Annotated in this window: 27 protein-coding genes; 16 read left to right on the top strand and 11 right to left on the bottom strand. The window is 68.1% G+C overall.

Features of this window, described 5'->3' with window-relative positions; genetic code table 11:
- Positions 1-733: 733 nt before the first annotated feature.
- Positions 734-1,207: an SAV_6107 family HEPN domain-containing protein gene (locus tag OHA70_RS27595; protein ID WP_328322572.1), complete on the bottom strand. Its 474-nt coding sequence runs from the start codon at positions 1,205-1,207 to the stop codon at positions 734-736.
- On the bottom strand, positions 1,204-1,563 hold the full coding sequence (locus OHA70_RS27590) for a DUF6504 family protein (protein WP_328322571.1): 360 nt from the start codon (positions 1,561-1,563) through the stop codon (positions 1,204-1,206). Before OHA70_RS27590 ends, OHA70_RS27595 begins: the two co-directional genes overlap by 4 nt.
- A 349-nt stretch (positions 1,564-1,912) precedes the next feature.
- Here OHA70_RS27590 and OHA70_RS27585 point away from each other — a divergent pair, with 349 nt between their 5' ends.
- The 4 genes from OHA70_RS27585 (at position 1,913) to OHA70_RS27570 (ending at position 4,543) form a co-directional block, all read left to right on the top strand.
- Positions 1,913-2,536 carry a DM13 domain-containing protein gene (locus OHA70_RS27585; RefSeq protein WP_328322570.1) on the top strand — a complete coding sequence of 208 codons (624 nt, stop codon included), beginning with the start codon at positions 1,913-1,915 and terminating at the stop codon, positions 2,534-2,536.
- A gap of 129 nt (positions 2,537-2,665) precedes the next feature.
- On the top strand, positions 2,666-3,700 hold the full coding sequence (locus OHA70_RS27580; protein WP_328322569.1) for a DUF4037 domain-containing protein: 1,035 nt from the start codon (positions 2,666-2,668) through the stop codon (positions 3,698-3,700).
- 10 nt (positions 3,701-3,710) lie between these two features.
- A complete protein-coding gene (locus OHA70_RS27575; RefSeq protein ID WP_328322568.1) occupies positions 3,711-4,181 on the top strand; it encodes a YbaK/EbsC family protein in 471 nt (156 codons plus the stop codon).
- 83 nt (positions 4,182-4,264) lie between these two features.
- Positions 4,265-4,543: a DUF1905 domain-containing protein gene (locus OHA70_RS27570; RefSeq protein ID WP_328322567.1), complete on the top strand. Its 279-nt coding sequence runs from the start codon at positions 4,265-4,267 to the stop codon at positions 4,541-4,543.
- On the opposite strand, the gene OHA70_RS27565 is transcribed toward OHA70_RS27570, so the two are convergent.
- Together OHA70_RS27565 and OHA70_RS27560 are read right to left on the bottom strand one after the other, a co-directional pair.
- Positions 4,540-5,283 carry a hypothetical protein gene (locus OHA70_RS27565; RefSeq protein WP_328322566.1) on the bottom strand — a complete coding sequence of 248 codons (744 nt, stop codon included), beginning with the start codon at positions 5,281-5,283 and terminating at the stop codon, positions 4,540-4,542. The two genes, OHA70_RS27570 and OHA70_RS27565, sit on opposite strands and share 4 nt — an antisense overlap.
- A 2-nt stretch (positions 5,284-5,285) precedes the next feature.
- Positions 5,286-7,211: an N-acetylmuramoyl-L-alanine amidase gene (locus tag OHA70_RS27560; protein ID WP_328322565.1), complete on the bottom strand. Its 1,926-nt coding sequence runs from the start codon at positions 7,209-7,211 to the stop codon at positions 5,286-5,288.
- A gap of 139 nt (positions 7,212-7,350) precedes the next feature.
- On the opposite strand from OHA70_RS27560, the gene OHA70_RS27555 reads away from it, so the two are divergent.
- The 3 genes from OHA70_RS27555 (at position 7,351) to OHA70_RS27545 (ending at position 11,561) form a co-directional block, all read left to right on the top strand.
- Positions 7,351-7,962 carry a DUF4126 domain-containing protein gene (locus OHA70_RS27555; RefSeq protein WP_328322564.1) on the top strand — a complete coding sequence of 204 codons (612 nt, stop codon included), beginning with the start codon at positions 7,351-7,353 and terminating at the stop codon, positions 7,960-7,962.
- Positions 7,962-9,269, top strand: a complete 1,308-nt coding sequence (locus OHA70_RS27550; RefSeq protein WP_328322563.1) for a phytoene desaturase family protein — start codon at positions 7,962-7,964, stop codon at positions 9,267-9,269. Before OHA70_RS27555 ends, OHA70_RS27550 begins: the two co-directional genes overlap by 1 nt.
- Positions 9,270-9,341: 72 nt before the next feature.
- Positions 9,342-11,561, top strand: coding sequence for a HelD family protein (locus OHA70_RS27545; RefSeq protein WP_328322562.1), 2,220 nt, complete (start codon positions 9,342-9,344; stop codon positions 11,559-11,561).
- 3 nt (positions 11,562-11,564) lie between these two features.
- On the opposite strand, the gene OHA70_RS27540 is transcribed toward OHA70_RS27545, so the two are convergent.
- Positions 11,565-12,095: a SixA phosphatase family protein gene (locus OHA70_RS27540; RefSeq protein WP_328322561.1), complete on the bottom strand. Its 531-nt coding sequence runs from the start codon at positions 12,093-12,095 to the stop codon at positions 11,565-11,567.
- A gap of 17 nt (positions 12,096-12,112) precedes the next feature.
- Complete coding sequence (gene metF, locus OHA70_RS27535) at positions 12,113-13,027, bottom strand: methylenetetrahydrofolate reductase [NAD(P)H] (RefSeq protein ID WP_328322560.1); 915 nt, start codon at positions 13,025-13,027, stop codon at positions 12,113-12,115.
- Between the two features lie 57 nt (positions 13,028-13,084).
- Between metF and OHA70_RS27530 the strand changes: the two genes are divergently transcribed.
- Positions 13,085-14,155, top strand: coding sequence for a polyprenyl synthetase family protein (locus tag OHA70_RS27530; RefSeq protein ID WP_328322559.1), 1,071 nt, complete (start codon positions 13,085-13,087; stop codon positions 14,153-14,155).
- A gap of 39 nt (positions 14,156-14,194) precedes the next feature.
- On the opposite strand, the gene OHA70_RS27525 is transcribed toward OHA70_RS27530, so the two are convergent.
- A complete protein-coding gene (locus OHA70_RS27525) occupies positions 14,195-14,602 on the bottom strand; it encodes a helix-turn-helix domain-containing protein (protein WP_328322558.1) in 408 nt (135 codons plus the stop codon).
- A 65-nt stretch (positions 14,603-14,667) separates the two neighbouring features.
- Between OHA70_RS27525 and OHA70_RS27520 the strand changes: the two genes are divergently transcribed.
- Entirely contained in the window at positions 14,668-15,015 is a 348-nt protein-coding gene (locus tag OHA70_RS27520; RefSeq protein ID WP_328322557.1) for a DUF4180 domain-containing protein, read from the top strand.
- A complete protein-coding gene (locus tag OHA70_RS27515) occupies positions 14,987-15,688 on the top strand; it encodes a YqjF family protein (protein ID WP_328322556.1) in 702 nt (233 codons plus the stop codon). Before OHA70_RS27520 ends, OHA70_RS27515 begins: the two co-directional genes overlap by 29 nt.
- Here OHA70_RS27515 and OHA70_RS27510 read toward each other — a convergent pair.
- From OHA70_RS27510 to thiE, 3 genes are read right to left on the bottom strand one after another with little or no spacing between them, the layout of a single operon-like run.
- On the bottom strand, positions 15,666-16,094 hold the full coding sequence (locus OHA70_RS27510; protein ID WP_328322555.1) for a barstar family protein: 429 nt from the start codon (positions 16,092-16,094) through the stop codon (positions 15,666-15,668). The genes OHA70_RS27515 and OHA70_RS27510 overlap by 23 nt on opposite strands.
- The gene (locus OHA70_RS27505) at positions 16,091-16,516 is read right to left on the bottom strand and encodes a ribonuclease (protein WP_328322554.1); all 426 of its coding nucleotides are present in this window, start codon (positions 16,514-16,516) and stop codon (positions 16,091-16,093) included. The genes OHA70_RS27510 and OHA70_RS27505 overlap by 4 nt, the downstream gene beginning before the upstream one ends.
- The gene (gene thiE / locus OHA70_RS27500) at positions 16,513-17,178 is read right to left on the bottom strand and encodes a thiamine phosphate synthase (protein WP_328322553.1); all 666 of its coding nucleotides are present in this window, start codon (positions 17,176-17,178) and stop codon (positions 16,513-16,515) included. The genes OHA70_RS27505 and thiE overlap by 4 nt, the downstream gene beginning before the upstream one ends.
- Before the next feature lie 42 nt (positions 17,179-17,220).
- Here thiE and thiO point away from each other — a divergent pair, with 42 nt between their 5' ends.
- From thiO to OHA70_RS27470, 6 genes are all read left to right on the top strand, one after another.
- Positions 17,221-18,375 (top strand): glycine oxidase ThiO, encoded by a 1,155-nt coding sequence (thiO, locus tag OHA70_RS27495; protein ID WP_328322552.1) that lies wholly within the window; start codon positions 17,221-17,223, stop codon positions 18,373-18,375.
- Positions 18,372-18,572, top strand: a complete 201-nt coding sequence (gene thiS, locus OHA70_RS27490) for a sulfur carrier protein ThiS (protein WP_328322551.1) — start codon at positions 18,372-18,374, stop codon at positions 18,570-18,572. The genes thiO and thiS overlap by 4 nt, the downstream gene beginning before the upstream one ends.
- A gap of 9 nt (positions 18,573-18,581) precedes the next feature.
- Entirely contained in the window at positions 18,582-19,358 is a 777-nt protein-coding gene (locus OHA70_RS27485; protein ID WP_328322550.1) for a thiazole synthase, read from the top strand.
- Between the two features lie 205 nt (positions 19,359-19,563).
- Complete coding sequence (locus OHA70_RS27480; protein WP_328322549.1) at positions 19,564-20,550, top strand: LysM peptidoglycan-binding domain-containing protein; 987 nt, start codon at positions 19,564-19,566, stop codon at positions 20,548-20,550.
- Between the two features lie 87 nt (positions 20,551-20,637).
- Positions 20,638-22,641 (top strand): Stk1 family PASTA domain-containing Ser/Thr kinase, encoded by a 2,004-nt coding sequence (pknB, locus tag OHA70_RS27475; protein ID WP_328322548.1) that lies wholly within the window; start codon positions 20,638-20,640, stop codon positions 22,639-22,641.
- A 212-nt stretch (positions 22,642-22,853) separates the two neighbouring features.
- The gene (locus OHA70_RS27470) at positions 22,854-23,810 is read left to right on the top strand and encodes an alpha/beta fold hydrolase (RefSeq protein WP_328322547.1); all 957 of its coding nucleotides are present in this window, start codon (positions 22,854-22,856) and stop codon (positions 23,808-23,810) included.
- Here the strand turns inward: OHA70_RS27470 and OHA70_RS27465 are convergent.
- Entirely contained in the window at positions 23,780-24,847 is a 1,068-nt protein-coding gene (locus OHA70_RS27465) for a hypothetical protein (RefSeq protein ID WP_328322546.1), read from the bottom strand. The genes OHA70_RS27470 and OHA70_RS27465 overlap by 31 nt on opposite strands.
- Positions 24,848-24,903: the final 56 nt, after the last annotated feature.

Raw genomic sequence — 24,903 nt, 5'->3', positions numbered from 1 at the left:
GGGCGCGACAGGTGCGTCGACCAGATGCCACTCACCCAACCCGACGACCGGCACAGCCGGCGAGCACGGCACACGAGCTGCTGTACGACGATTGCACGCGCCTGCGCATCTGGGCGAGCACATGCAAACCACCGACCGTCTGGCAACAGCGCGCCCGGCACGGCGGTCAAGCCGCGCGACGCCAGAGCACTCAACCCGGCCGATCACTCGGACCACCTGCCGGCTAGCAACCACGTGCCGCCTCGGCGGTCGCACCGCGCGACGCAGGAGCGCCCACCAGGGCGGCGGGAGCGCCCAGAGCGGAAGCGACGCAGGAGTGGACGCAGCGGGCGCGGGAATCCACCCACCCGATGCAATTCACCTAACCCCGGCCGACCACCACAGGAGCCCCGGTGTCCGAGACACGAGCAGCTGTACGTAGATAGCGCCGGAGTACTCCTTCACCCGGGCGACCACTCGGAACCACCTGCAGCCCGGCAAGCAGGTGATCATCAGCGTGGTCGCACCGCGCGACGTAGGAGCGCACACACCGGGCGGGCGGGAGCACCCAGAGCGGAAGCGGCGCAGGAGCGGACGCGGCGGGTGCGTGGGGCTGATTCGGGTGTGTGGGGGCTGATTCGGGTGCGTGGGGTGGTTTGGGTGCGTGGGGTGGTTTGGGTGCATGGGGTGGGGATAGGCGAGCGCCCGCGGGACGGGGGCCCGCGGGCGCTGCGTTGGTGGGGATGTGGGCGGGTTAGCTTGCCTGCATCCAGGGTTGGGCTAGGACTGACTGGGGGTCGGAAGCCCTGGGGAGGACGGGTTGAGTGGTGAGGTTGAGGCTGGATTCGACCAGCTCGTAGAAGGTTTCGGCGGCGCGGACGAGGTCGTCGGCCTCGCGGGTCGTGACGGCTCGTTCGAGGCCTGCTTCGGCGGCGGCGCGTTGGGTGGCGCCGGCGGCGAAGAAGGAGGCCCATTCGCCGAACTCGGGGGCTACCTCGGACAGCAGCACCCAAGCGTTGCGCTGGACGCGACGGCGGGCGCCGGAGCGGGCCGGGCGGGCTCGGACGGCGAGCACCGCGGCGGCGACTCGGAGGGCGGCCACGTGGGCGCTCGAGTAGCGGATCAGGTGGTCGTCGGCCTCGCGGGCCTCGGTGAGCGCGGTCCGCGCCCGGGATAGATCGCGGCTGGCTGAGCCGGCGGCTGCCGGCGAAACCGGTGAAACTGTCATCGGTCCGTCACCCTCTCGAGTTGCCAACGTCCTGAGTCCGGGTCGTGCGCGAGATCGAACATCTCCCGCCGGCCATGCCGGCCGCACCCTGCCTCCACGCGGAAGACCGCCCGTTGCGGCCCCCAATCCGCATCCAGCACACCGACGGAAGCGGATGATCCCGCGATCGCGGTTGCCGTCGCGGCGCCTACGCCGGCGCCGATCACGCCACGCTCCCACCAGGCCGCCGTCTCCACCCAGTGGGCTTCGACCGCACAGACCCGCCATAGCCGTCCGCGCCACAGGAACTGCTGTGGAGTCTCGATCCCGTCCACGACGTCTGAACGCACCTCGACGGACTCATCGAACTCCCACATGCTGCATCGCCTCCTGTGCGCGAACTTCTTCCCCTGGTCAGCGGCCCGGTGGGTGGGCGCCAGGTGGGGGTCGAGGTCCACCTCGGCGCCCGGCCCACCGGGACCACCGGTTACCGATGCGGCCGCAACTCCGCACCGGAGTCCTTCAGTCGTTCCGATCGCCGGCGCCCGGTCTCCCGACGAGACCGGCCTGGCGGCAATCGAACATCTGTTCGAACACTGAAAGCGTAACCCTGCCCGCCGACAATCGTCAACGGGACGTAAGCGGCCGGCGGGCCGCGACGGGTGCTCCCGCGGCCAGACTGGAGCCAGCACCCGGACCCGCCGGGTGACGGACTGGAGCCGATCGATGCCGAGCACCCGCCGCCGTACCCTCGCTGTCGCCACCGTGGCGGTCGCCGCCGTGGTCGCAGCCGTCGCGCTGCCGCTCTTCCAGCCTTGGCGGCTCTTCACCGGCAAGGTGGTCGACGAAGCGCTTCCGGGCGCCGATCCGATCTCCATGACCACATCCTCGACGGCGCCACCGACAATTTCCGGCGGCCGCCGCCAGACCCCCGCCGCGACCCCACTCCAGACGCCGCCAAGCACTCCGGCAACTACGACGGCAACCACGACGGCAAGCGCCCCAAGACAGCTCGCCAAAGGCAGTTTCATCACCCACGAGCACCGCACCACCGGTACCGCCTCAGTCCTCGAACTGCCCAACGGCTCCCGCGTACTACGCCTGGAGGCGCTGGCCACCTCCGACGGCCCAGACCTCGAGGTCTGGCTCAGCGACGCCAAGGTGGTGGAGGGCAGACCCGGCTGGCACGTCTTCGACGACGGCCGGTACCGCAGCCTCGGCCAGCTCAAAGGCAACCAGGGCAACCAGAACTACGCGATCCCCGCCGACGTCGATCTGACCGCCCTCCGCAGCGTCTCCATCTGGTGCAACCGCTTCAACGTCTCCTTCGGCGCCGCAGCGCTCACGTGAGCCTGGGGCCTGGGGCCGGACGCCGGGAGGCCGGGACGCCAGAACCCGGGACGCCGGTACGCCAGGCACCCCCTGAGTTCACCTAAAACCGGATGTACCCACCCACTCCCCCGAACTACTGTCAGCCCCATGACCACCGGCAGCGCCTTCATCTCCGCGCGGACCCTGAGCCAGGGCTTCCACGACGAGATCATCCGCCCGCTGCTGACCGGGACCCCTTACGCAGCAGGCCTACTAGGCTGGGGCTCAGACGTACTCGGCTACGACACCCAGAGGTCGATGGACCACGGCTGGGGCCCGCGCCTGCACGTCTTCGTCGACGCCTACCAGGTAGACCACGTCACCACCGCAGTAGAGCAAGGCTTGCCGACGCAGTACCGCGGGCACCCCGTCCGCTTCGGCTGGGACACCCAAGAGCCGATCCACCACATCACGGTCACCACTGTCGACGCCTGGCTCGAGGAGCACCTCGGTGTGCTCAACGGCCGCCACCTGAGCCTCCAGGACTGGCTGGTGACTCCGCAGCAGAAGCTGCTCGGGGTGGTCAGCGGTCAGGTGTACGCCGATGACGGACGGCTGCAGGTGGTACGGGACGAGCTCCGGTGGTACCCGGATGACCTCTGGCGCTGGATGATCGCCTGCCAGTGGTCCCGGATCGCTGAGGAGGAGTCCTTCGTCCAGCGCACCTCCGAGGTCGGGGACGAGCTCGGCTCGCGCGTAGTCGCAGCACGTCTCACCCGCGACCTGATGCGGCTGGCCCTGCTGATGGAGCGCACCTACGCGCCCTACACGAAGTGGCTCGGCACTGCCTTCGCCCAGCTCGGCCACCCGGACGGGCTGGACCGCGATCTAGAAGACACACTCAAAGCCGGCACCTTCGCAGAGCGCGAGCGCGCGCTCACATCGGCGTACCGGAAGGCAGCGGTCCGGTTCAACGCGCTGAGGCTGACCACACCCGTCGACGTGGAGCCGCAGCAGTACCACGAGCGCCCGGCGATCGTGCTCGGCGCAGACCGGTTCGTGCAGGCCTGCCTGCAAGCAGTGAAGGACCAGCAGGTGCGGGAGCTCGGGCTGGTCGGGGCGATCGGCCAGTTCGCCGACAACACCGCAGTACTGAGCAATCCCAAGGCCTACCGCAAGTTGATCAGCATCTACGAGAAGTAGGGTTCCGCACGTGAGCACTCATCCCAATGTCCAGCGGGTGGCCGATGCACTGGCGGCAGCCGGTGCCACTGGTGAGATCAAGATCCTTGACGACGCAGTACCGACCGCAGCCGCCGCTGCTGAGGAGCTCGGCTGTGAGGTCGGCGCGATCGCCAACAGCCTGATCTTCGACGGCGACGGCGCCCCCGTACTGATCCTGACGTCCGGCGCGCACCGGGTGGACACCGCGAAGGTCGCCGCCGAGCTGGGTATCGGCAAGCTCCGCCGCGCGACGCCGGAGTTCGTGAAGGAGCACACCGGCCAGTCGATCGGCGGGGTCGCACCGGTCGGGCACCCGCAGCAGGTCCGCACACTGGTCGACACCACCCTCGACCAGTACGCCGAGGTCTGGGCGGCCGCCGGCATCCCCCACTCGGTCTTCCCGACCTCGTACGCCGAGCTGCTCAAGGTCACCAACGGCACCCCGATCACCGTCAACTGAAACTCGTCAGCGCCGGACCGATGAGTCCGGCGCCCGGCGGGAGTCTCATCTGGCAACAACCGCTCGACAGATGGGAACCGACGATGACGCAGGGACCGCTGGACCACGAGTTCACGGCAGTGATCGAGAAGGACGGCGCCTTCGCCACGTACCTCACCGTGCCCGACTCGGCCGAGGTGCTGGGCACCAGGAAGGCAGTGAAGGTGACCGGTACGGTCGACGGCCACCCGTACGACGCAACGCTGATGCCGTCAGGCGCCGGCCCGCACTGGATGCCGCTACGCGCCGCCCTGTGCAAGCAACTCGGCAAGAGCCAGGCCGGCGACGAGGTGAAGGTCCACCTCACCCAAAGGCACAGCTAGGCGAGCAAGCCGTCGATGGTCGTCCGGACGAAGCGTCGCGCAAGCAGGCCACGGCGAAGGCGCGACGCCGGGTTGCGACGAAAGGCCGCGCCTCCGTACCGACGGTCGTAGATATCGGCGACGATCGCTGGCGGGGCTCCGAGCGACGGCAGGAGCTCAAGGGCCTCGCGCTTGGTGATCAGGCGGCCGTCGGTCAGGGTGACGCCGGCCCGGGCGACGGTGATGAGGCCGTGGTCGACCCAGACGTCCGCCCACCAGCGCTTCCACTTGCGGGCAGCCGGGTACCAGAACGTCTCCAGGTCCTCCCGGACGAACGCCGCCAGCTCCGCATCACTAGTTGCCGGAAGCAACGAAGACGGCGCAGGCCCATAGATGCTGAGGTCGCCCAGCATCAACTCGCGCCGGGTCACAGCCGTCACCGGCCGCTCGAAGTACTCCCGGTGTGCCCAGGTCGGATGCAGCAGCGACGCGTCAGCCAACTGATCCACACGCACGTAGCTGCAGTGCAGCCCACTCGCCAACGGATGCGCTGCCTCCAGCGAGCGATGAAGCGCCTGCAACCCCGAAGCATCGCCAACCGGCCCGTCGAGAACAGCAATCAAGTCCAGGTCGCTGACCCCGAGCTGATAGTCGCCCAGTGCAAGCGATCCATGCAGCCACAGCGCACGCAGCGGTACCACCGATGGCAGAGACGCGACGAAGCCGTCCAGCAGACGCTGGACGGCTTCGTCGTAGGGCATGGTCAGTAGGCTAGCTTCAGGTCCACATCAGCGGCACGGACGTATGCCATCCGGTGGCCGAACCAGATCTGGTAGTAGCGGTCCTTACCGAGCACCTGCACGTGATCCGTCGGCGGCTGACCGGCGAACGTCGTGGCGCGGTAGTAGTCCGTCTCGATCTTCGCGTCACCCACCGGGTAGGCCTGGCCCGCACTGATCGAGTACTGCAGCGGCGTGACGGCCTGGTACGGGATACCGGCCGGGTAAGCGGCCTGCTCCGGGTAGGCCCGCCCATAGACCGGTACGGACGTCTTGCCCGCCTTCGGCTTCACCACGAGCCCCGGCTTGGCGAAGGCGTCGGGCGCGCTAGCAGGACTCTTGAACCAAGCCTTGGCACCCAGGTACCAGATGGCCACCCAGTCGCCCGAGCGCTCAGCGACCACGTACTGCGAACCAGCAGCCGCCCGCCCGCCGATGTCCGACACCTGCGTGGTGCTGTCCGCACCGTTCGGCCGGTTGCCGAGGTCCTTGACCAGCGGGGCCGCGTCGTCCGGCGCCTGGCGCAGGTAGACGAAGTTGGTGCCCTGCGGCGCACACGGCTGACCGGCTGTGGTGCAGTCGGTGACCACCTGCTGGTTGGAGGCGAAGCCCGGCTTGATGGTGACCGTCGTGCCGGCCTTCACCGGGAAGATGCTGTGGCCGTAGATCGGTGCGCCCAGCAGGTCGAAGTAGTGCTCCCAGTCCCAGTACGGTCCCGGATCCCAGTGCATCCCCGCCACTGTCGACGGCACCGTGCCGGGCACCTGGTCGTGGCCGATGATGTGCGCCCGGTCGAGCGGGATGTTGTTCTGCTTGGCCAGGTACTTCACCAGCTTGGCCGAGTTGCGGTAGAGCGCCTCGGTGTACCAGGTCGCGCCCTGGGCGGCGAAGCCCTCGTGCTCGATCCCGATGCTGTGCATGTTCACGTACCAGTTGCCCGCGTGCCAGGCGACGTCGTTGGCGTTCACGTGCTGCCAGACGTGCCCGTCGGACGAGCGCATCGTGTACTGCCACGACACGTACGTCGGGTCCTGGATCAGGTTCAGCGTGCCCTGCCAGCCACCCTCGGTGTCGTGGATGACGATGTAGTCGATCTTGCCCGTCTTCGGCCGGTTCGCCAGGTCATGGTTGCCGTAGTCACCAGCACCGGGCCCGTACTGCGAGTACGGCGCCGGCAGCGACTCGCAAGCAAGCTGCGCCGGGCACTGGGTAGCAGCAGCCGCCTTCTTGGCCAGTGGCAGAGCAGTCTTGGCCAACTGCGCCTTGTCCGGCGTGACCTTGAGCGCCGGCATGACGAGTTGCTGGCCGGTGTTGGTAGTACGGGCCGCACCGCGAGCCAGGATCGCGTAGACGTCGTCGGCGAAGCCAGCGGCGCTAGTACGGTCCGATGCCCCGGCATAGGTGCTCACTGCGCCGTACCAGGAAGCCGCGGAGGTAGAGGCGCCCACAGGCAGCTTCAGCGACCGCTGGTAGGAGGCCAGCAGCGCTGCACCACCAGCGATGTTGGCAGCGGTGTCATTGCGCAGTGCAACGGGATCGAGCCCGGTCAGGTTCGATGCCGTGTACAACGTCCGCAGCGACTCCCCCTTGGCCAACTGCTCGCCAGTGGACCGCTCCATCAGCTCACTCGGCGCCACAGCCGTCAGGTGCATCGGCCCGTAGCCACCGGACGTACTGGCCTTGCCCTGGTGGTCGTCCCACCGCGTCTCGGCGTACGACACAGCCATCAGCACGGACTCCGGTACGCCGTACTTCGCCGCGGCGGATCGGAACGCCTCAGCCGCCGCGGCGGACGCGGGCCCCGGCGTCGCAGCGGTCGCCGCGGGTGGACCACCTGACGACACGCCGGTCATGCTGATGGGCAGCGCTACCACTGCCAGTGCGGCGAGAATCTTCGGACGACGACGCATGTTCTGTTCTCCCTGACCCTGATGGGACTACGGTCACTCAGACCGGCAACCCGTTCACTCTGGGTCGCGCGAGACCGGATGTCAACGGTTAACCATTTTTGAGGTCAGAGCGTTCGATTCTGACGACAAGCGAGGGGCCATGGAAGCGTTGCCGTTGGCGTTCACGACCGGCTGGGCGAGCGGTATCAACGCCTATGCCTGCGTGCTGATCCTCGGTCTGCTCGGCCGGTTCGCCGGCGTCGACGACGTACCGCACGCGCTCACCACCAACGGTGTGCTGATCGCGGCCGGCGCCCTGTTCGCGTTCGAGTTCGTCGCCGACAAGATCCCGTACATCGACTCGGCCTGGGACGCGGTCTCCACGCTGATCCGGCCGACCGTCGGCGCCATCATCGCCGCCCTGCTGGCCGGCCAGGCGAGCAGCCTGCACCAGGCGTTCATCGCCACGACCGGCGGCGTCGTCGCACTGCTGTCCCACGCGGTGAAGTCGAGCCTGCGGCTAGCGATCAACACCTCGCCCGAGCCGGTCACCAACATCGCCGCCTCGTCCGGTGAGGACGTCGCGGTCGCCGGCGTCGTCTCCCTCGCCGCGTTCCACCCGACCGCAGCCCTGATCATCGCCGCCATCCTGCTGCTGATCGGGCTGATCTCCGTGTACTTCGCGTTCCGCGCGATCCGCCGGGGACTCGCCAGGTTCCGCGCCTGGCGGGAGAGCCGTAGCAATCCAGCAACTGGGAGCAGTGCAGTCTGATGGCCCGCGTGATCGTCATCGGGGCCGGCCTAGCCGGTCTCGCCACCGCCGTACGGCTGGCCAAGCTCGGCCACCAGGTCACCGTCTGCGAGAAGGACGACCGCCTGGGCGGCGCCCTCGGCCGGGTAGAGGCCGACGGATTCAGCTGGGACGCAGGAGCAGCCAGTACTACGCTCCCGGCCGCCCTGCGTGACCTGTTCCGCAAGAGTGGTCGCCCGATCGAGAGCCTGGCCCAGCTGGAGCCCATCACCGAGCCGCGTCGCCACCTCTTCACTGACGGCTCAGTACTCGACCTGCCGGTCGGTGACCGAGCACTGCAGTCAGAGGCCTGGGCAGACCTCGCTGACGACAAGACGGCGAAGCAGTGGACGGACCTGGTCGACAAGTACGGCGAGACCTGGCAGATCCTGCGCAAGACCTCGCTGGAGCCGCCGCTGATGGACAAGCTGCCGCTGGCCACGATCCGCAGCCTCAAGCCGTGGCAGTCGCTGGAGCGCACTGCGCAGCGCTCCCTCGACGACGAGCGCGCCCGCGCCGTACTGCGGTACTACGCGATCCAGCACGGCTCCGACCCCAAGCTCACGCCGGGCTACGTCGGGGTGTGGTCCTACTTGGAGCGCACGTTCGGCCGCTGGACGATCGACGGCGGTTTCGGCGTACTGGCCGATGCTCTCGCGCAGCGGGCGAGCGAACGCAAGATCGACGTCCACACCAACGCAGAGGTCGTCGGGGTCGACACGGACCACGGCCAGGTGACCGGTGTCCGGCTGGCGGACGGCAAGACGCTCCCCGCCGAGGTAGTGGTCAGCGACATCGACCCACGCGATCTCTACGGGCAACTGGTCGACGACCCGCAGGCCAAGAAGGTCCGGCACAAGGTGCTCTCCACCCACCAGGCCCAGGCCGCGTATGTCGTTCATCTAGGCCTGAAGGACCCAGTGCCGTCCCTGCCCTTCGAGACCGTCCTGCACGGCAAGCCGACGGTGGTGGTCCGTACTGGCGGCAAGGCCCCCGCTGGGCATCAGGCCTGGTCGGTACTGGTCCACGGCTACCCCACTGACGACGTACTGGACCTCCTGGTCGCCAGAGGACTCCATATCCGGGACAAGGTCGTCTCCCGGCAGACCTCCCCTTCCTGGTGGGCCGGAGTGGCCTGGGAGGGCTACAAAACCGCCCGGCGTCGGGCGGCGAACACCTCCCCCGTCAAAGGCCTGTACTGCGTCGGCGCGGGTGCCCATCCAGGGGTCGGAGTACCCGCTACCACGCTCGGCGCAGCGATCGTCGCGGACGCCGTCGGCAAAGCTTGATCGCGGCGCATTAAGATTGGTCGTTCATGTGTGCCGTGTCGGGGAGGTATCCCGGCAGTAGAGAGGACCCCGGTGGATCAATCCCCCACGTCGACCGATCTCGAGAACGTCGAGCGAGCTGAGCTCGAGGCCGAGCAGCAGCACGTCGACCGGGTCTACGAACGGGTCGCCGAAGCCGCCCGGTCAGCGTCCCGGATCGCGGTCGAAGGGCACCAGCGCGGTCAGGCCCAGAACGTGGGCCGGGTCCGCGACGAAGAGCAGACCGGCCTGTACGAGCGCGACGTGCTGGTGTTCGCCGCGGCTCGACGGATCGCCGAGCTGGACGCCGAGCACGAGGGCCTGGTGTTCGGCCGGCTCGACTCCGACCAGGGCGACGAGACAGAGCCGGTACCGGCCGCAGCGGACCTGGAGAAGCTGTACGTCGGCCGCATCGGCGTCCGCGACGCAGAGTACGAGCCACTGGTCATCGACTGGCGTGCCCCGGCCGCCGAGCCGTTCTACCGCGCCACCGCGACCGACCGGCTGAAGGTCGTCCGGCGCCGCGTACTGCGCAACAAGGGCCCCCGCATCGCCGGGCTCGAGGACGACCTGCTCGCACCCGAGCGTTCCCCCTCGGACCTGCCTGTACTGGGTGAAGGCGCCCTGATGGCCTCCCTGTCGCGTGCACGTGGCCACACGATGCGTGACATCGTCGCCACCATCCAGGCCGAGCAGGACGAGGCGATCCGGGCCCCTGCCCGCGGCGTCACCGTCATCGGCGGCGGCCCAGGCACCGGCAAGACGGTCGTGGCACTGCACCGCGCCGCCTACCTCCTGTACTCCGACCGCAGGCGGTTCGAACGCGGCGGCGTCCTGGTGGTCGGCCCGTCAGCAGCCTTCATGGCCTACATCGAGCGAGTGCTCCCCAGCCTCGGCGAGAACACCGTGTCGCTGCGAGCGGTAGGCGAGCTCGTAGACGGCGTACGCGCTACTGCCGTCGACGAGGCGGATGTAGCGGCCATCAAGGGCTCCCTGCGGATGACTGGCCTGCTCTCCCGGGCAGCCCGCGACCGGGTGCCCGATGCGCCCACCACACTCCGGGTGTTCATCAACGGCGCCACGGTCGAGCTGGACGCCAACCAGCTCGACAACGTCCGCCGCAACGCACTGCGTCGTACTCCGCGCAACAAGGCCGGGTCGGAAGCCCGCAAGGGCCTGGTGGCCGCCCTGTGGCAGCGGTTCCCCGATGACCTGCGCAACGGCGTCTACGGCGACCGCGAGTCGTTCGGCGACATCGTCACGGACCTGCCCGCATACAAGCAGTTCTTCGCGGCCTGGTGGCCAGTGCTCACCCCTGGCGCTGTACTGCGCTGGCTGGGCGACTCCCGGCGAGCACAGCGCTGGTCGCGTGGGGACTTCACCCCAGTGGAGATCGACCAGCTGGCGGCGGCGATTCGTAGTACGAGCGAGTTCACCATCGCGGACGTCGCACTGCTCGATGAGCTGAGCAACTTGCTCGGGCGGCCACCTGTGGTCGAGGCCGGCAAGGACGAGGAATTCGACTGGCTCGAGGGGCTCTCGGACGGCGTCAACGAGGTACTGACGACCTCCGAGCGGCGCCAGCGGGCCATCGCGGCCGCAGAGGCCGAGGAGCCGGACGAGTACGCGCACGTGCTGGTGGACGAGGCACAGGACCTCTCCCCCATGCAGTGGCGCATGGTGACGCGTCGTGGCCCGCAGGCGAGCTGGACGATCGTGGGCGACCCGGCGCAGAGCTCCTGGCCCGACCCGGCCGAGGCACGCGCGGCGATGGACTCGATGCTGTCGCACCTGCAGCGGCACACGTTCCGGCTCTCGACGAACTACCGGAACTCGGCGGAGATCTACGCCTTCGCCGGCGAGGTGATCCGGCAGCAGATCCCCGACGCCGACCTGCCGAACGCAGTACGCCAGACCGGCGTGGATCCCGAGCACCGGATCTTCGACGCGGGCAAGGTCGCCGAGGCGGCCGCCGATGCCGCTGGTGAGCTCCTGCAGCTGGTCGAGGGCACCGTCGGCGTCATCGTTCCGCCGGCGCTCAGGCCGGCAATTGACTCGGTGCTCAAAGAGCTGGGCGACTCCCGCGTGGTGGCACTAAGCCCGCTGGACTCCAAGGGCCTCGAGTACGACGCAGTCGTCGTGGTCGAGCCGGACCGCATCGTCAGCGACACACTGGGCGGCGTACGGGCCCTCTATGTCGTACTGACCCGAGCCACGCAACGGATGGTTACCATCAACAGCTCTACCCACTGGTTGCCGACGGCCCGGACCTGAGGTTTAGCCGCGTGGGATGACGTAGTCGACCAGGTCGGCGTCGTCCGCGGCTAGGTCGGCCCAGCGGCTGGTGGTGTGCAGGACCGTCAGGCCTGAGGTCGGGTACTTCTGGGTGAGTTCGACGCGGTTCGGGCTGGTGCCGTTCAGCGCCAGCTCGTCCGCGAGCCACGGGATGCCCGGGGCATGGCCGACCATGACCACCGTCCGGACCTCGACTGGTACGTCGTAGATGACCTCGAGCAGCTCGTCGGTGCCGGCGCTGTAGATCCGCCGGTCGTACCAGACATCGGTGGCCAGTGCGCCGGCCTCGGCCGCGTACTGCCACGTCTCCCGGGTCCGGATCGACGGCGAGCACAGGACCAGCTCGGCTTCGATGCCTTGGGCAACCAAGTAGCGGCCGGCCGCGGCAGCGTCGGCCCGGCCCCGGTCGGCGAGCGGCCGTTCGAGGTCGGGCATCGACTCGGGCGGCACCGCCTTCGCATGCCGGAGCAGTACCAGGGTGCGGTCGATCAGGAGATCCGACGGGTCAGCCATCGGATCAGGATAGGGCTTCAGACAACCGCTGGCTGCAGGTTGCGGAAGACCTGACGGGTCGCCGTCGAGCGGTTCAGGGTGATGAAGTGGATGCCTGGCGCGCCACCGGCGAGCAGCGCGTCGGACAGCTCGCTCGCGATCTCGATGCCGACGGCTCGTACCGCGGCCGGGTCGTCGGCGACCGCGTGCAGCCGATCGGTCACCACCGTCGGCAGCGCCATCCCGGTCAGCAACGCCATCCGCTCGATCTGCTTGAGGTTCGTCACCGGCATGATGCCCGGCAGGATCGGGATGTCGCAGCCCAGCGCCGAGGCCCGCTCGACGAGCCGGAAGTAGTCGTCCGCGCCGAAGAACATCTGGGTGATCGCGTAGTCGGCGCCGGCCGCCGCCTTCGCCGCGAGGACGCGGGCATCGGTCTCGAGGTCCGCCGCCTCCGGGTGCTTGTCGGGGAAGGCCGCGACACCGACACAGAAGTCGCCGAGCTCACGGACCAGTTCGACCAGCTCGATCGCGTGGTTCAGCCCCTCGGGGTGCGCCACCCACGGCTGCGACGGGCCACCCGGCGGGTCGCCGCGCAGGGCGAGGACGTTGCGCACTCCGGATCCGGCGTACGCGCCGACGACCGAGCGCAGCTCGTCGCGGGAGTGCGACACACAGGTCAGGTGCCCGAGTGGTGTCAACGACGTGTCCTGGGCAACCCGCTCGGTGACCCGGATGGTGCCGTCCCGGGTCGTGCCGCCTGCGCCGTACGTGATCGAGACGAAGGTCGGGCGCAGTTGCTCGATCTCGCGGATCGAGTGCCACAGCACCTCCTCCGCCTCGGGCGTCTTGGGCGGGAAGAACTCGAACGAGAAGGATGGCTCACCGCTCGACAACAGCTCGCGGATAGTCGGCGTACTGCCCGGGAGGGTGGACGGGAGACCGGTTGCCATGAGGTCAAGGCTACCGGGGCGTGGGGCTCCGTGCCCGGACCGACTACCCTCCGAGACGTGTATGCCGACGCAGACATCCCGACCGAGATCCAGACCGCTCTGACTGCCTTCCTGGACGTCCAGCAGGTGCGGCTCTCCGCCATCGGACCGGAGCTCGAGGAGCAGGTCCAGGCCGCCCGCGACGCGACCAGCGGCGGTAAACGGCTGCGACCGTCCTTCTGCTACTGGGGATTCCGGGCCGCGGGTGGCGACCCGAAGCAGCCGATCCTGAAGGCTGCGGCGAGCCTGGAGATGCTGCACGTCAGCGCGCTCGTGCACGACGACGTGATGGATTCCTCCGACGTACGCCGGGGAGCACCGGCGGCTCATCGACGGTTCGAGGCGCTGCAGCGGGCCCGGTCGGAGAAGACCGGCAACGGCGGCGACCCGGTCGGCTTCGGCATCGGGGCAGCCATCCTGCTCGGCGACCTCTGCCTGATCTGGGCCGACGAGATGCTGCACACGTCGGGCTTCGACGCGGCGTCATTGGCGGCAGCCTCCAAGTTCTTCGACGCCGTCCGGGTGGAGGTGACGGCCGGGCAGTACCTCGACCTGGTCGCACAGGCCTCGGGTGAAGCCGACATGGACCGCGCTCTCCGGGTACTGCGGTACAAGGCGGCCACCTACACGGTGGAGCGGCCGCTGCACATCGGTGCGGCTCTGGGCGGCGGTGGGCAACACCTGATCGATGCGCTCTCGGCGTACGGGCTGCCGTTGGGTGAGGCGTTCCAGTTGCGTGACGACCTGCTCGGGGTCTTCGGCGATCCGGCACTGACCGGGAAGCCGGCCGGCGACGACCTGCGGGAGGGCAAGCGGACGGTGCTCACGGCGTACGCGGTCGAGCATGCTTCGGAGGTGCAGCTGGCCGAGTTCGACCGGCTCTTCGGGCGGCCGGACCTGGACGACGACCAGATCCAGTTGCTGCGCGAGATCCTGCAGGACAGCCGTGCGGTCCAGGCGTGCGAGGACCTGATCACCGAGCGCACCGAGGACGCCCTCGACGCGCTCGAGCGCTCACCGATCGATGACGAGACCTCCCGCAAGGCCCTCGCCGACCTGGCCATCGCCGCAACTGCCCGCCACCTCTGACCGCTAGGCCACCTCCGACAGCAAGGCCTTCGCTGCCAGCTAGGCCTTCGCCAGCAGGCTGACGATCCGCAGCAGGTCGGCGGTCACCTCGGGATCGCCGAGGATGATCAGCTTGAGGCTGCTGCGGTCTTCGTCGTACGCCGTTTCGACCCGCAGCCGCCCGAGGCCGCCCTGGTTGACCGCCGCATGCAGATGCGTGCTGATCCGGTCGGCGCCGGACCGGTCGATCGCATCGACCTGCACGATGCTCGACACCTCCACCCGCCGCTCGCTCGGGCCGCCGTCGTCGACCGCCGCAATCCCCGTGAACGCCTCCAGATCTTCCCGACTGATCCGGTACTGCTTCCCGATCCGGACCGCGTTCAGCTTGCCGTCGCGGACGTAGTTCCGCACCGTCCGCACATGCAGCCCCAGCTGCTCCGCCACCTGCTCGACCGAAAACAACACGCTAGATCCCTATCAGATGCCTTAGAATTCCCTATAAATCACTCTTCAGGGAAGGATACGGTACTTTGCGGACCTATCTTGCGACCGCCGCGATCGCCAACGACCGGGATGCGGTCGACGCGATCGCGGAGGCGCACTACGCGCATGAGGCCGACACGGTGGTCGTGCCGGTCGAGCTGCTGCCGGCAGAGTTCTTCCAGCTGAGCAGTGGGCTGGCAGGCGCGATCGTGCAGAAGTTCGTCAACTACCGGATGGGCCTGATCGTGCTCGGCGACGTCTCGGCTCATGAAGCGGCTAGTACGTCATTCCGGGACTGGGTGCGGGAGGCGAACCGCGGGCGGGAGCTGCGGTTCGTACCGGATCAGGCGGGGCTAGATTGCCTCCATGACCGAGACCTGGCCGCAGGCGCCTGAGCTAGCCCGGCCACGCGTCCTCCGGCAGCAGTGGCTCGACCTGTCCTTCATTCACTGGGCAGTAGAGCCGGCCAGCGTCGCGCACTACTTCCCGGCAGGCACCAGGCCCGACACGTTCGAGGGACGGACATACGTTGGCCTGGTGCCCTTCCGGATGGTCATGTTCAGGTCCTTCCTGGAGACCAACGTCCGCCTGTACTCCGTGGACAGCACCGGCCGCCGTGGCGTCGTCTTCCTCAGCCTCGACGCCAACTGGCTCCCCCTGGTGGCCGGATCGCGCAGCACCCTCGGCATCCCCTACCGCTGGGCACGCATGCAGCACCACGCGACGGGCGACCGCCATACCTACAGCACATCCCTGCGCTGGCCCCGCATCAACGCCAGCAGCACGATCGAGACGCTAGTAGGCGACCAGCTCGAGCTTGGCCCGCTAGAGCACTTCCTGACGGCCCGCTGGGGTCTACACCTCAGCAGGGCAGGCCGTACTTGGTACATGCCCAATGAGCACCCGCCCTGGGTCCTGCAGCGAGCAGAGCTCCAGACCTTCGAGGATCGCGGGCTGCTCGCCTCCGTAGGACTAGGCGGGCTCAGCAGCCGCCCACCAGACCATGTGGCGTTCAGTGCCGGAGTACCGGCTCGGTTCGGGCTGCCTAGAGCACCGGTACCTCGGTAACCAGGTCTGGTACGTCGTCGGCCTCGCGGAGCAGCACCCGGAGCTGACCTGACTCGTTGGCGTCCTCGGTGAAGATCTGGAGCGCCACGTCGACCGTGTCGTGGTCATGGTCGAGCAGTTCGCGCCAGCCGTCCCAGAGCACGATCTCCGGCTCTCCGGTCGACCTGTCCCCCAGCGAGTCGGCCAGTGCGTCCCAGTTGCGGCCGAACCAGCGCGGTAGGTCGAAGGCGGTCGCACACACGTCCAGAAAGCCTGCCTTGTCGTGCACACCCGTCGTGTCGAGGTGCACCAGGCTCCAACCGGCGTCGGTGGCGGTACGGCGTACCTCGTCGGCAGTGAGCTTGGAGTGCCACCGGTAGACGCCCGGGCGCAGGCCGTCGCTCAACAGCGCGCGCAGCTGGGTCATCCGTCCTCCTGGATCCGGCGGAACGACTTGTAGTGGTCGTCAGTGTAGTAACGCTCGTCGCTCTTACCGGCGATGATCCGGCGAGCACCGCGGTCCTTCTCGCCCGGAGTCTTCACGGTGTACTCGTGGTAGTAGCCCTTGTTCTGCTTGGGCAGGAGCTTCTCGAAGTTGCCGAAGACGATCCCGTCGCGGCTGTACGGGTACGGCCCGCCCTTGTCGATCAGTGCGAGCGTCTGCTGGGCCTCCTTTGGCAGGTCGGCCGAGGAGACGAACATCAGGCCACTGACCGGGTCCTTGCTCAGCTTCTCCTTGGTCGCGGAGTCCGACGAGCTACAGCCGAACAGCGACGCGGCAAGAGTGATCACCAGCATCGCGACGACCACTGCGGCGATGATCCGGGCAGTCCTCGGGTTGTTGATCATCCGGCACTCCGGAGCCGCCGACTGAACTCCCCTGCCGCCTCGGCCGGGTCATCAGCGTCCGTGATCGCCCGTACTACAACCACGCGCGTCGCCCCGGCCTCGACGACCTCGTCGAGCCGTTCCAGGTCGATCCCGCCGATGGCGAACCATGGCTTGGCGGACTGGCGACTGGCGGCGTACGAGACCAGTTCGAGCCCGGCGGCGGCACGGCCGGGCTTGGTCGGGGTTGCCCAGGTCGGGCCGACGCAGAAGTAGTCCGAGCCGTGCTCATCGACAGCGGCGTTCACCTGGCTGAAGGTGTGAGTGGAGCGGCCTATCACCGGCTCCATCCCGGTGATGGCCCGCGCTGCCCGGACCGGCAGGTCCCGCTGGCCGAGGTGCAGGATGTCGGCTCCCGCGGCGAAGGCGATGTCGGCGCGATCGTTGACGGCGAGCAGCTTGCCGTGCCGCTTGCAGGCGTCGGCAAAGACCTCCAGGGCGGCCAACTCATCGGCAGCCTCCAAGTCCTTCTGCCGCAGCTGCACGATGTCGACGCCACCACCCAGGGCTGCGTCCAGGAACTGCTCGAGGTCGCCCTGCTTCTCCCGCGCATCCGTGCAGAGATAGAGGTGGGCGTCGGCCAGCCGGTCACGCAGCCCGGCGTCTGCGGTGTGCTCAATCACAGGCCCAGCCTGCCATGTGTATACAGACGTAGTCTTGGCGGCATGGCTGAGCGAACCTGCGATGTCGTCATCATCGGCGCGGGGCTGATCGGTCTCGCAACCGCTTGGCGACTCGCTGCAGACGGTATCCAGGTGACGGTATGTGACCCGACACCCGGCAGTCAGACCTCTTCGGTCGCGGCCGGCATGCTCGCACCGGTCACCGAGGTCGAGTACGGCGAGGACGCGCTGCTCGCCCTCAACCTGGCCAGCGTCGCCGCCTGGCCCTCCTTCGCTGCAGAGCTGGAGCAGTTGACCGGTGAATCCGCCGGCCTTCATCGCACCGGCACTCTCTCGGTCGCGTACGACGTCGACGATGCGGCCGCGATCCGCCGGCTGGCCGACTACCAGCGGAGGCTCGGGCTGGAGGTCGAGGAGCTTTCCGGCCGCGAGGCCCGCAAACGCGAACCCCTACTCGCCGCAGGAGTCACCGCCGGCGTCTGGGTCCCCGGCGACCACTCGGTGGACAACCGCCAAGCAGTGTCCACCCTGCTCCGCGCCGCCGAGCTATCCGGCGTGGCCCTGGTCCGCCAACGCGTCAACCGAGTCCTGATCACCGGTACCACGGCAGTCGGCGTCGAGCTGGAGGACGGCTCGACGATCCACGCCGGCCACGTCATCGCAGCGGCCGGCCCGTGGTCATCGCAGTTGGACGGCATCCCGGCCGAGCTTCGGGTCCCGGTCCGGCCGCTCAAGGGCGAGATCCTGCGACTACGGGTGCCCCCGGCGTACCGGCCCGCTCTCAGCCACACAGTGCGGGCCACTGCTCGCGGCTTTGCCGTCTACCTCGTACCGCGGCCCGGTGGCGAGCTAGTGGTCGGTGCAACGACCTCAGAGCTCGGCTATGACACTCGGGTCCTCGCTGGTGGGGTGTTCGCGCTCCTGCGGGATGCGCGGATGATCCTGCCTCTGGTCGACGAGCTGGAGCTTGTGGAGGCAGTGGCCGGGTTGCGGCCGGCTACGCCCGACAATGCGCCGATCTTCGGACCCTCTGGCATCGACGGCCTGCTGTGGGCTACCGGGCACTACCGCAACGGGGTACTGCTCACTCCGATTACCGCACAGATCATCGCCGAGACGGTCCATACCGGCGTCCTCCCCGCATTGGCGGCACCGTTCCAAGCAAGCCGCTTCACCGAAGTTAGGGTGTCGCCATGAACGTGCTCGTCAACGGCAGTACTGAGCAGATCACCGCTGGAACGACTGTTGCCGAGGTGGTCGAGCGCTGGGCTCGCAGCCCGGTCGGCGTGGCCGTAGCGGTGAACGAGGCTGTGGTGACCCGGACAGAGTGGCCCGGGACGACGCTGGCCGAAGGGGACCGGGTGGAGATCCTCACCGCGGTCCAGGGCGGTTGAGGAGGAACAATGAGTGACGACACCCTGGTGATCGCGGGTCGCGAGTTCACGTCGCGGCTGGTGATGGGTACGGGCGGCGCGCCGAGTCTCGAGGTACTGGAGGAGGCGCTGGTCACTTCGGGTACTCAGCTGACCACTGTGGCGTTGCGGCGGCTCGACCCGAGCCAGCAGGGGTCTGTCCTCGATGTGCTCCGCAAGCACGACATCGCAGTACTGCCGAACACTGCCGGGTGTTTCACCGCCGGCGAAGCTGTACTCACCGCGCGGCTGGCGCGGGAGGCCCTGGAGACCGACCTGATCAAGCTCGAGGTCGTGGCGGACGACCACACTCTGCTGCCCGACCCGGTGGAGCTGCTGGATGCGGCTGAGATCTTGGCTGCCGACGGGTTCTCGGTGCTTGCCTACACCAACGACGACCCGATCCTGGCCCGGCGGCTGGAGCAGGTCGGCTGTGTGGCGGTGATGCCGCTCGGGTCGCCGATCGGCTCGGGTCTGGGGATCCGCAACCCGCACAACATCAGCATGATCGTCGAGGCGGCCAAGGTACCGATCGTGCTCGACGCAGGCATCGGCACGGCGAGTGACGCGACCCTGGCGATGGAGCTGGGCTGCGACGCCGTACTGCTCGCCACGGCCGTCACCCGAGCCGAGCGGCCGGCCCTGATGGCCGCCGCGATGCGCGACGCCGTGACGGCCGGACGGAACGCGTTGCTGGCCGGCCGGATCCCGCGCCGCTACCACTCCGCACAGGCCTCGTCACCGCTGGACGGCAGAGCCACCCTCTAACAACCTCCGTTTTTCGTCTTTCTGTTTTGGATGCCCTTGGCACCAGTTGCTGATGGCAAACACTCGATTGTGAACCACAATCGTGTAGTTCAGCCTTAAATTGTTACCTTTTCATCACAGCCGTAACAAACGACCCATGCGCACCTGTTGTCACATCTGTACCACCACTTACCGTCAAGGGACATTCACACGGGGAGATGGAAAGATGGGCAACACGTGGCGAAAGGTCCTGCGGGTAACGACTGGTTTTGCGGTCCCGGTGCTCGCGGCCGGAGTGATCACGGCCGGATCGCCCGGCCTCGGCCAGTACAAGGTGAAGCACGGTGACACGCTCAGCCACATCGCGGCGACGTACGGGACGAACGTCCGGACGCTGGTCGCGCTGAACAATCTGCCCGGCAACGGCAACGCCATCTATGCCGGCGAGGTGCTCCAACTGCCGGGCAAGGCGCCGAAGCAGAGCCCGGTCAAGAAGCGCTCACAGCTCGGCCGGGTCCCGTACGTCGTGAAGGCCGGCGACACGGTCAGCAAGCTGGCCAAACGGTTCCGCTGCTCGCAGGCCAACCTGCTGGCCGCGAACGGCCTGAAGGTCAGCGACCACATCTACATCGGCAAGAAGATCCTGATCCCGGTCAAGATCGTCGCCAAGCCGGTCGCTAAGAAGCCCGTCGCCAAGAAGTCCGGCAAGAAGAAGAACAACACCTTCGCCGGCCGTACGTACGCCGACCACATCGTCTCGGCCGCGGACGCCAACCGCGCCGCCCTGAGCAAGCGCAAGCTGCCGACCCGGGCCCAGATGCGGACGATGATCATCCACACGGCCAAGCGCTACCACGTCGACCCGGAGCTGGCGCTGGCGATCTCCTGGCAGGAGTCCGGCTGGAAGCAGCGGGTCGTCTCCCCCGCCAACGCGATCGGCACGATGCAGGTGATCCCGTCGACCGGGAAGTTCGCCTCCAGCTTCGTCGGCCGCCGGCTCGACCTGCTCAAGCCCCAGGACAACGTCACGGCCGGTGTCGTCCTGCTCAATCGCTTGACCTCGGCCGCGAAGCTCGACATCGCGGTGGCCGGCTACTACCAGGGCCTCGGCGGCGTCCGTAAGAACGGGATGTACCCGGACACCAAGCAGTACGTGAAGAGCGTTCTCCGCCTGAAAGCGAGCTTCGAGAAGGGCTATAACCCGCTCCGGTAAGGGTCGCGCGGCGCGGCGGTGGAGGGACGACCTTGCGGTTTATTTACACTCTCAGGGCAGACAGCTTTGAGAGGCGGCTCACCGCAAGTGACGGAAGACGTAGGCACCCAGGTGGGCGACCGCCTTGTCGGGCGAGTGCTCGACGGGCGGTACCGCGTGGGCTCACGCGTCGCCAAGGGTGGCATGGCGACCGTCTACGAGGCCCTCGACATGCGGCTCGACCGGATCATCGCGCTCAAGGTGATGCATCTGGGGATGGGCGACGACGCCGAGTTCGGCCGCCGGTTCGTCGCCGAGGCCCGGGCCGCCGCCAAGCTCTCGCACCCGAACGTGGTGGCAGTCTTCGACCAGGGCACCGACGAGGACACGCTCTTCCTCGCGATGGAGTACGTCCCCGGCCGCACGCTCCGCGACGTGATCCGCCAGCAGGCCCCGCTCCCGCCCGCGCGGGCGCTGGACCTGCTCGCGCCCGTACTGTCCGCGCTCTCGGCCGCCCACGACGCCGGCATCGTGCACCGCGACATCAAGCCCGAGAACGTACTCATCTCCAACGACGGCACCGTCAAGGTCGCCGACTTCGGCCTCGCCCGCGCGGTCACCACGACCGGCAACACGGCCACCCAGGGCCTCTTGATGGGCACGGTCTCGTACCTGGCCCCCGAACTCGTCACGGACGGCCGCGCCGACGCACGGTCGGACGTCTACTCGTCCGGGATCCTCCTGTACGAGTTGCTGACCGGCAGCAAGCCCCATACCGGCGATACGCCCATCCAGGTCGCGTACGCGCACGTCCACGCCGATGTACCGCCGCCTTCGCAACTCGTACCGGGCATTCCCCCGTACGTCGATGCGCTGGTGCAGCGGGCCACGGCGCGCGACCGCGATCTCCGGCCGGCCGACGCGCGGGTCTTCAGCCGTCAGGTCCACCGGGTCCGCAGCGCGATCGAGGAAGGGCTGCCGGACGATCCCGAGCTGACCGGCGACCTCACCGTGCCGATCCAGCAGATGCGCCAGGACAACGAGTACGACGACGGGTACTCACGCGGCAACGCCTACGTCGAGCGGGTGGAGCAGCCGCCGCGCAACGACACCATCGTCGTACCGTACGAGCCTGCTCAACCCCAGTTGCGACCACTGTCGGCGACTCGGCAGGGCGCAGGTGGTGGGCCGGGCGCTGGTGGTGCGCCGGTGGCTCGGCGGCCTGAGCGTCGTGGGCGGGGGTTCATCGCGCTGATCGCAGTACTGGCGCTGGCGATCGGTGTCGGGTCGGCGGCCTGGTTCTACGGCGTACACCGCTACACCTCGACGCCTGTACTGCTGAACCTGACGGCGGCCGAGGCGAACACCGAGGCGGCAAAGTACGGGCTGACGACCAAACTGGCGAACCAGGACTACTCGGAGGACGTAGCGAAGGGGGCGGTCATGGCGACCAACCCCGAGCCCGGCTCGCGGATCCGCAAGGAGGGCGAGGTCGAACTCACCGTCTCCAAGGGTCCTGAGCGCTACCGCGTACCGCAACTCAAGGGACTCGACGAGGACGCGGCTCGACGCGCGCTGGAATCGATCAAGCTGAACGTCGGCCAGATCAGCCAGGCCTACAGCGAGACCATCCCGACCGGCCGGGTGATCATCTTCTCGCCGAAGTTCGACTCGGTGATGAAGCCCGGCGACTCGGTCAACCTGGCCATCAGCAAGGGCAAGCGCCCGATCACAGTGGTGGACCAAACCGGCAAGCCGGTCCGCGAGGCGACGCGAACGCTGAAGAAGGCGGGCTTCACGGTGACCCGCACCGACCAGTACGACGAGCAGATCCCTGAGGGGCGGGTCATCTCCCAGACCCCCAACAACGGAACGCTCTTCGCCAAGGACAAGGTCGCGCTGGTCGTCTCCAAGGGCCCGGCGTTGCGGAAGGTCCCGAACGTCCGCAGCAAGAAACTAGCCGACGCCGAAAAGATCCTCACCGAGGCCGGCTTCCAGGTGAAGGTCGAAAAAGCCCCCTTCAACCTGGGCCTCAACCTGGTAGCCGGCCAATCCCCCGCCGCAGGCCAAATGGCCAAACCAGGCACCACCATCACCGTCACGGTCCTGTAAAAACACTCACGCTGCCTTGCTCCTCCGTCGCTCCGGCGCTCTACATGCCTGAGCCGCAGCAGCGAAGCGCAACCCGGGCAGCTCGCGAGACCTCCGCCTCATCGTTGTCGAGTGCCTACTTTCGCTCTCGCTGTCTGCGTACGTCGATGGCCCTCAAGACTGTTGCGTTGTGCAACGAGATAGCCTCGGGATGACTTGGATTGGAGTCCATCTTGAGCCTCGTTCACCGCGAGTTGAGCGTCAACGGTCTGACCATGCACGTCGCCGAGCAGGGTGAAGGACCTTTGGTCCTGCTGCTGCACGGGTTCCCCGACAGTTGGTACGCCTGGCGGCACGTGATCCAGCCGCTGGCCGACGCTGGCTACCGGGTCGTCGCACCGGACCAGCGCGGCTACGGCGGTACCGACGCTCCGCCTGAAATCACCGACTACTCCATCCTTCACCTGGTCGGTGACGTCGTCGCGCTGATCCACGCGCTCGGCGAGGAGAGCGCCGTGGTCGTCGGCCACGACTGGGGTGCCCCGGTCGCCTGGCACACGGCGTTACTACGGCCGGATCTCGTACGTGGCGTCGCGGGGTTGTCCGTACCTCCGACGCAGCGTGGAGCGGTACCGACTCTCACATCTGTCCGTGAAAACTTCGGCCCGGACTTCTACCAGATCTACTTCCAGGAACCCGGTATCGCCGACGCCGAACTCAACGCGGATCTCCCCCAGAGCTTCCGCCGCGTGATGGCCGGCCTGAGCTCGGTGAACACCGGCGGCGGCTTCCTCGCGGGCACCCGCGACGTCGACCAGCTTCCGTCCTGGCTGACCGAGGACGACATCGACGAGTACGCCAGGCAGTACAAGCGAAACGGGTTCACCGGCCCGCTGAACTGGTACCGCAACATGGACCGCAACTGGGCGCTCACCGCAGCTTGGCAAGGCGCGCAGATCACCCCGCCGGCCCTCTTCATCACCGGCGGGGACGACGTGGTCCGTACCTTCTACCCGCCGGACTTCATCGAGCAACTCCCCCAGATCGTCCCCGACCTCCGCGGCGTACTAGACCTACCAGGCTGTGGCCACTGGATCCCCGAGGAACGCCCGGCCGAGGTAACCGAAGCGCTCCTGACCTTCCTCGCCGACCTCCACGGTCAGCCGTTCTCCGAGGTACCGGCACCCTGACCGTTCGAGGGGGTCAGCTCTCGGAGTACGCGGCGTTGGACGTCGAAGTCGGTGAACTCCGCGTTGTGCAGGGATCGCAGTACTTGGTCGAGCTCGAGCCAGTACTGCTCCTTGTCGGGCCAGGTCAGCGGCAGTACGGCGACTCGCGCCCGGGCACAGCGCAACTCGAGGCGGAACCGCAGTACCGCATGCTCTCCGTCGTACGCCGGTACGTCGGCCAGGCTCGCCGCAGCCGTCAACTCGGCGAGCAGCGCGGCATGTGCCTCGGTCGCCAGCGTCTGGTCGGCGTCTCGATCACGGGCAGCCGCGACCAGGTCCGCGAACTGTTGTAGGGCCAGCGCCACCAAGGCGATCACGCCGGTCTTGATCGCCTCGTTCATCACCGGGTCCCCGACCGCCAACGCGCCGAGCGGTGTCGCCGCGATCGCAATCCCGATCAGCAGCGTGAACCGCAGGACCACGCCGATCAACCGGTCGAGCAGCGAGTGATCCACCCCGATCTGGACCTGCTGCAGTTGATCCCTCAGCTCCTCGATCCCCTGCAACACCGCGGCCCGGTCATCGGGACCGATCCCACCGACCTCGACCAGGCGGGGCAGCAGTTCGTCCATCACCTGCGCCGAGACCCCGAGGAACTCAGCAACCTCACCCAGCGGCAGCTCAGCCAACTCGGCCGCCGTCACGAGCTGCGGCACGGCCTTCCGGAACTTGCGGCGGGACCGTTTCCCGCCGCTGTCGCGCACATGCTTCGCCGCCTGCAGCAGCATCAGATCAAGATCGGTCACCACATCCCGGAGCGCCGCCGCGGCGGTATTCGGCCGTCCAGCGGCCCGAGCCACCGCTCGCCGCTCCTCACTACTGAGCAACCGGCTCAATCCAGGCGGCCCAGCCTGGGAAACCGCCCCCTGCCGCTGCCGCTCCTGCACGTCGGAGTCCCCGCCCGGCACACCGGCGGGGGTGTCTACCCCCTCCCCGCCCTGAGCCGAAGCAACCTTGAACCACTCCGGACGATTCGACCCAGCCTGCGAGAAGCTCATAACCCAAGCCTAGGCCGCAACTGGGCCTGGATTGCTGGTGCAGGCCGAGGCTTGCG

This window comes from Kribbella sp. NBC_00382, from assembly GCF_036067295.1.
In the GTDB taxonomy this organism is placed as follows: Bacteria; Actinomycetota; Actinomycetes; order Propionibacteriales; family Kribbellaceae; genus Kribbella.
Note: the sequence above shows the minus strand (reverse complement) of the source record. Positions and strands in the feature narration are given on the sequence as shown.

Coding starts and splice junctions, on each gene's coding strand:
- OHA70_RS27565 (WP_328322566.1), bottom strand. CDS start 5,283: ATGCCCTACGACGAAGCCGTCCAGCGTCTGCTGGACGGCTTCGTCGCG.
- OHA70_RS27560 (WP_328322565.1), bottom strand. CDS start 7,211: ATGCGTCGTCGTCCGAAGATTCTCGCCGCACTGGCAGTGGTAGCGCTG.
- OHA70_RS27465 (WP_328322546.1), bottom strand. CDS start 24,847: ATGAGCTTCTCGCAGGCTGGGTCGAATCGTCCGGAGTGGTTCAAGGTT.
- OHA70_RS27580 (WP_328322569.1), top strand. CDS start 2,666: ATGACCACCGGCAGCGCCTTCATCTCCGCGCGGACCCTGAGCCAGGGC.
- OHA70_RS27540 (WP_328322561.1), bottom strand. CDS start 12,095: ATGGCTGACCCGTCGGATCTCCTGATCGACCGCACCCTGGTACTGCTC.
- thiS (WP_328322551.1), top strand. CDS start 18,372: ATGAACGTGCTCGTCAACGGCAGTACTGAGCAGATCACCGCTGGAACG.
- OHA70_RS27550 (WP_328322563.1), top strand. CDS start 7,962: ATGGCCCGCGTGATCGTCATCGGGGCCGGCCTAGCCGGTCTCGCCACC.
- OHA70_RS27595 (WP_328322572.1), bottom strand. CDS start 1,207: ATGACAGTTTCACCGGTTTCGCCGGCAGCCGCCGGCTCAGCCAGCCGC.
- OHA70_RS27555 (WP_328322564.1), top strand. CDS start 7,351: ATGGAAGCGTTGCCGTTGGCGTTCACGACCGGCTGGGCGAGCGGTATC.
- OHA70_RS27505 (WP_328322554.1), bottom strand. CDS start 16,516: ATGATCAACAACCCGAGGACTGCCCGGATCATCGCCGCAGTGGTCGTC.
- OHA70_RS27510 (WP_328322555.1), bottom strand. CDS start 16,094: ATGACCCAGCTGCGCGCGCTGTTGAGCGACGGCCTGCGCCCGGGCGTC.
- OHA70_RS27480 (WP_328322549.1), top strand. CDS start 19,564: ATGGGCAACACGTGGCGAAAGGTCCTGCGGGTAACGACTGGTTTTGCG.
- OHA70_RS27590 (WP_328322571.1), bottom strand. CDS start 1,563: ATGTGGGAGTTCGATGAGTCCGTCGAGGTGCGTTCAGACGTCGTGGAC.
- thiO (WP_328322552.1), top strand. CDS start 17,221: ATGGCTGAGCGAACCTGCGATGTCGTCATCATCGGCGCGGGGCTGATC.
- OHA70_RS27515 (WP_328322556.1), top strand. CDS start 14,987: ATGACCGAGACCTGGCCGCAGGCGCCTGAGCTAGCCCGGCCACGCGTC.
- OHA70_RS27485 (WP_328322550.1), top strand. CDS start 18,582: ATGAGTGACGACACCCTGGTGATCGCGGGTCGCGAGTTCACGTCGCGG.
- OHA70_RS27570 (WP_328322567.1), top strand. CDS start 4,265: ATGACGCAGGGACCGCTGGACCACGAGTTCACGGCAGTGATCGAGAAG.
- OHA70_RS27585 (WP_328322570.1), top strand. CDS start 1,913: ATGCCGAGCACCCGCCGCCGTACCCTCGCTGTCGCCACCGTGGCGGTC.
- metF (WP_328322560.1), bottom strand. CDS start 13,027: ATGGCAACCGGTCTCCCGTCCACCCTCCCGGGCAGTACGCCGACTATC.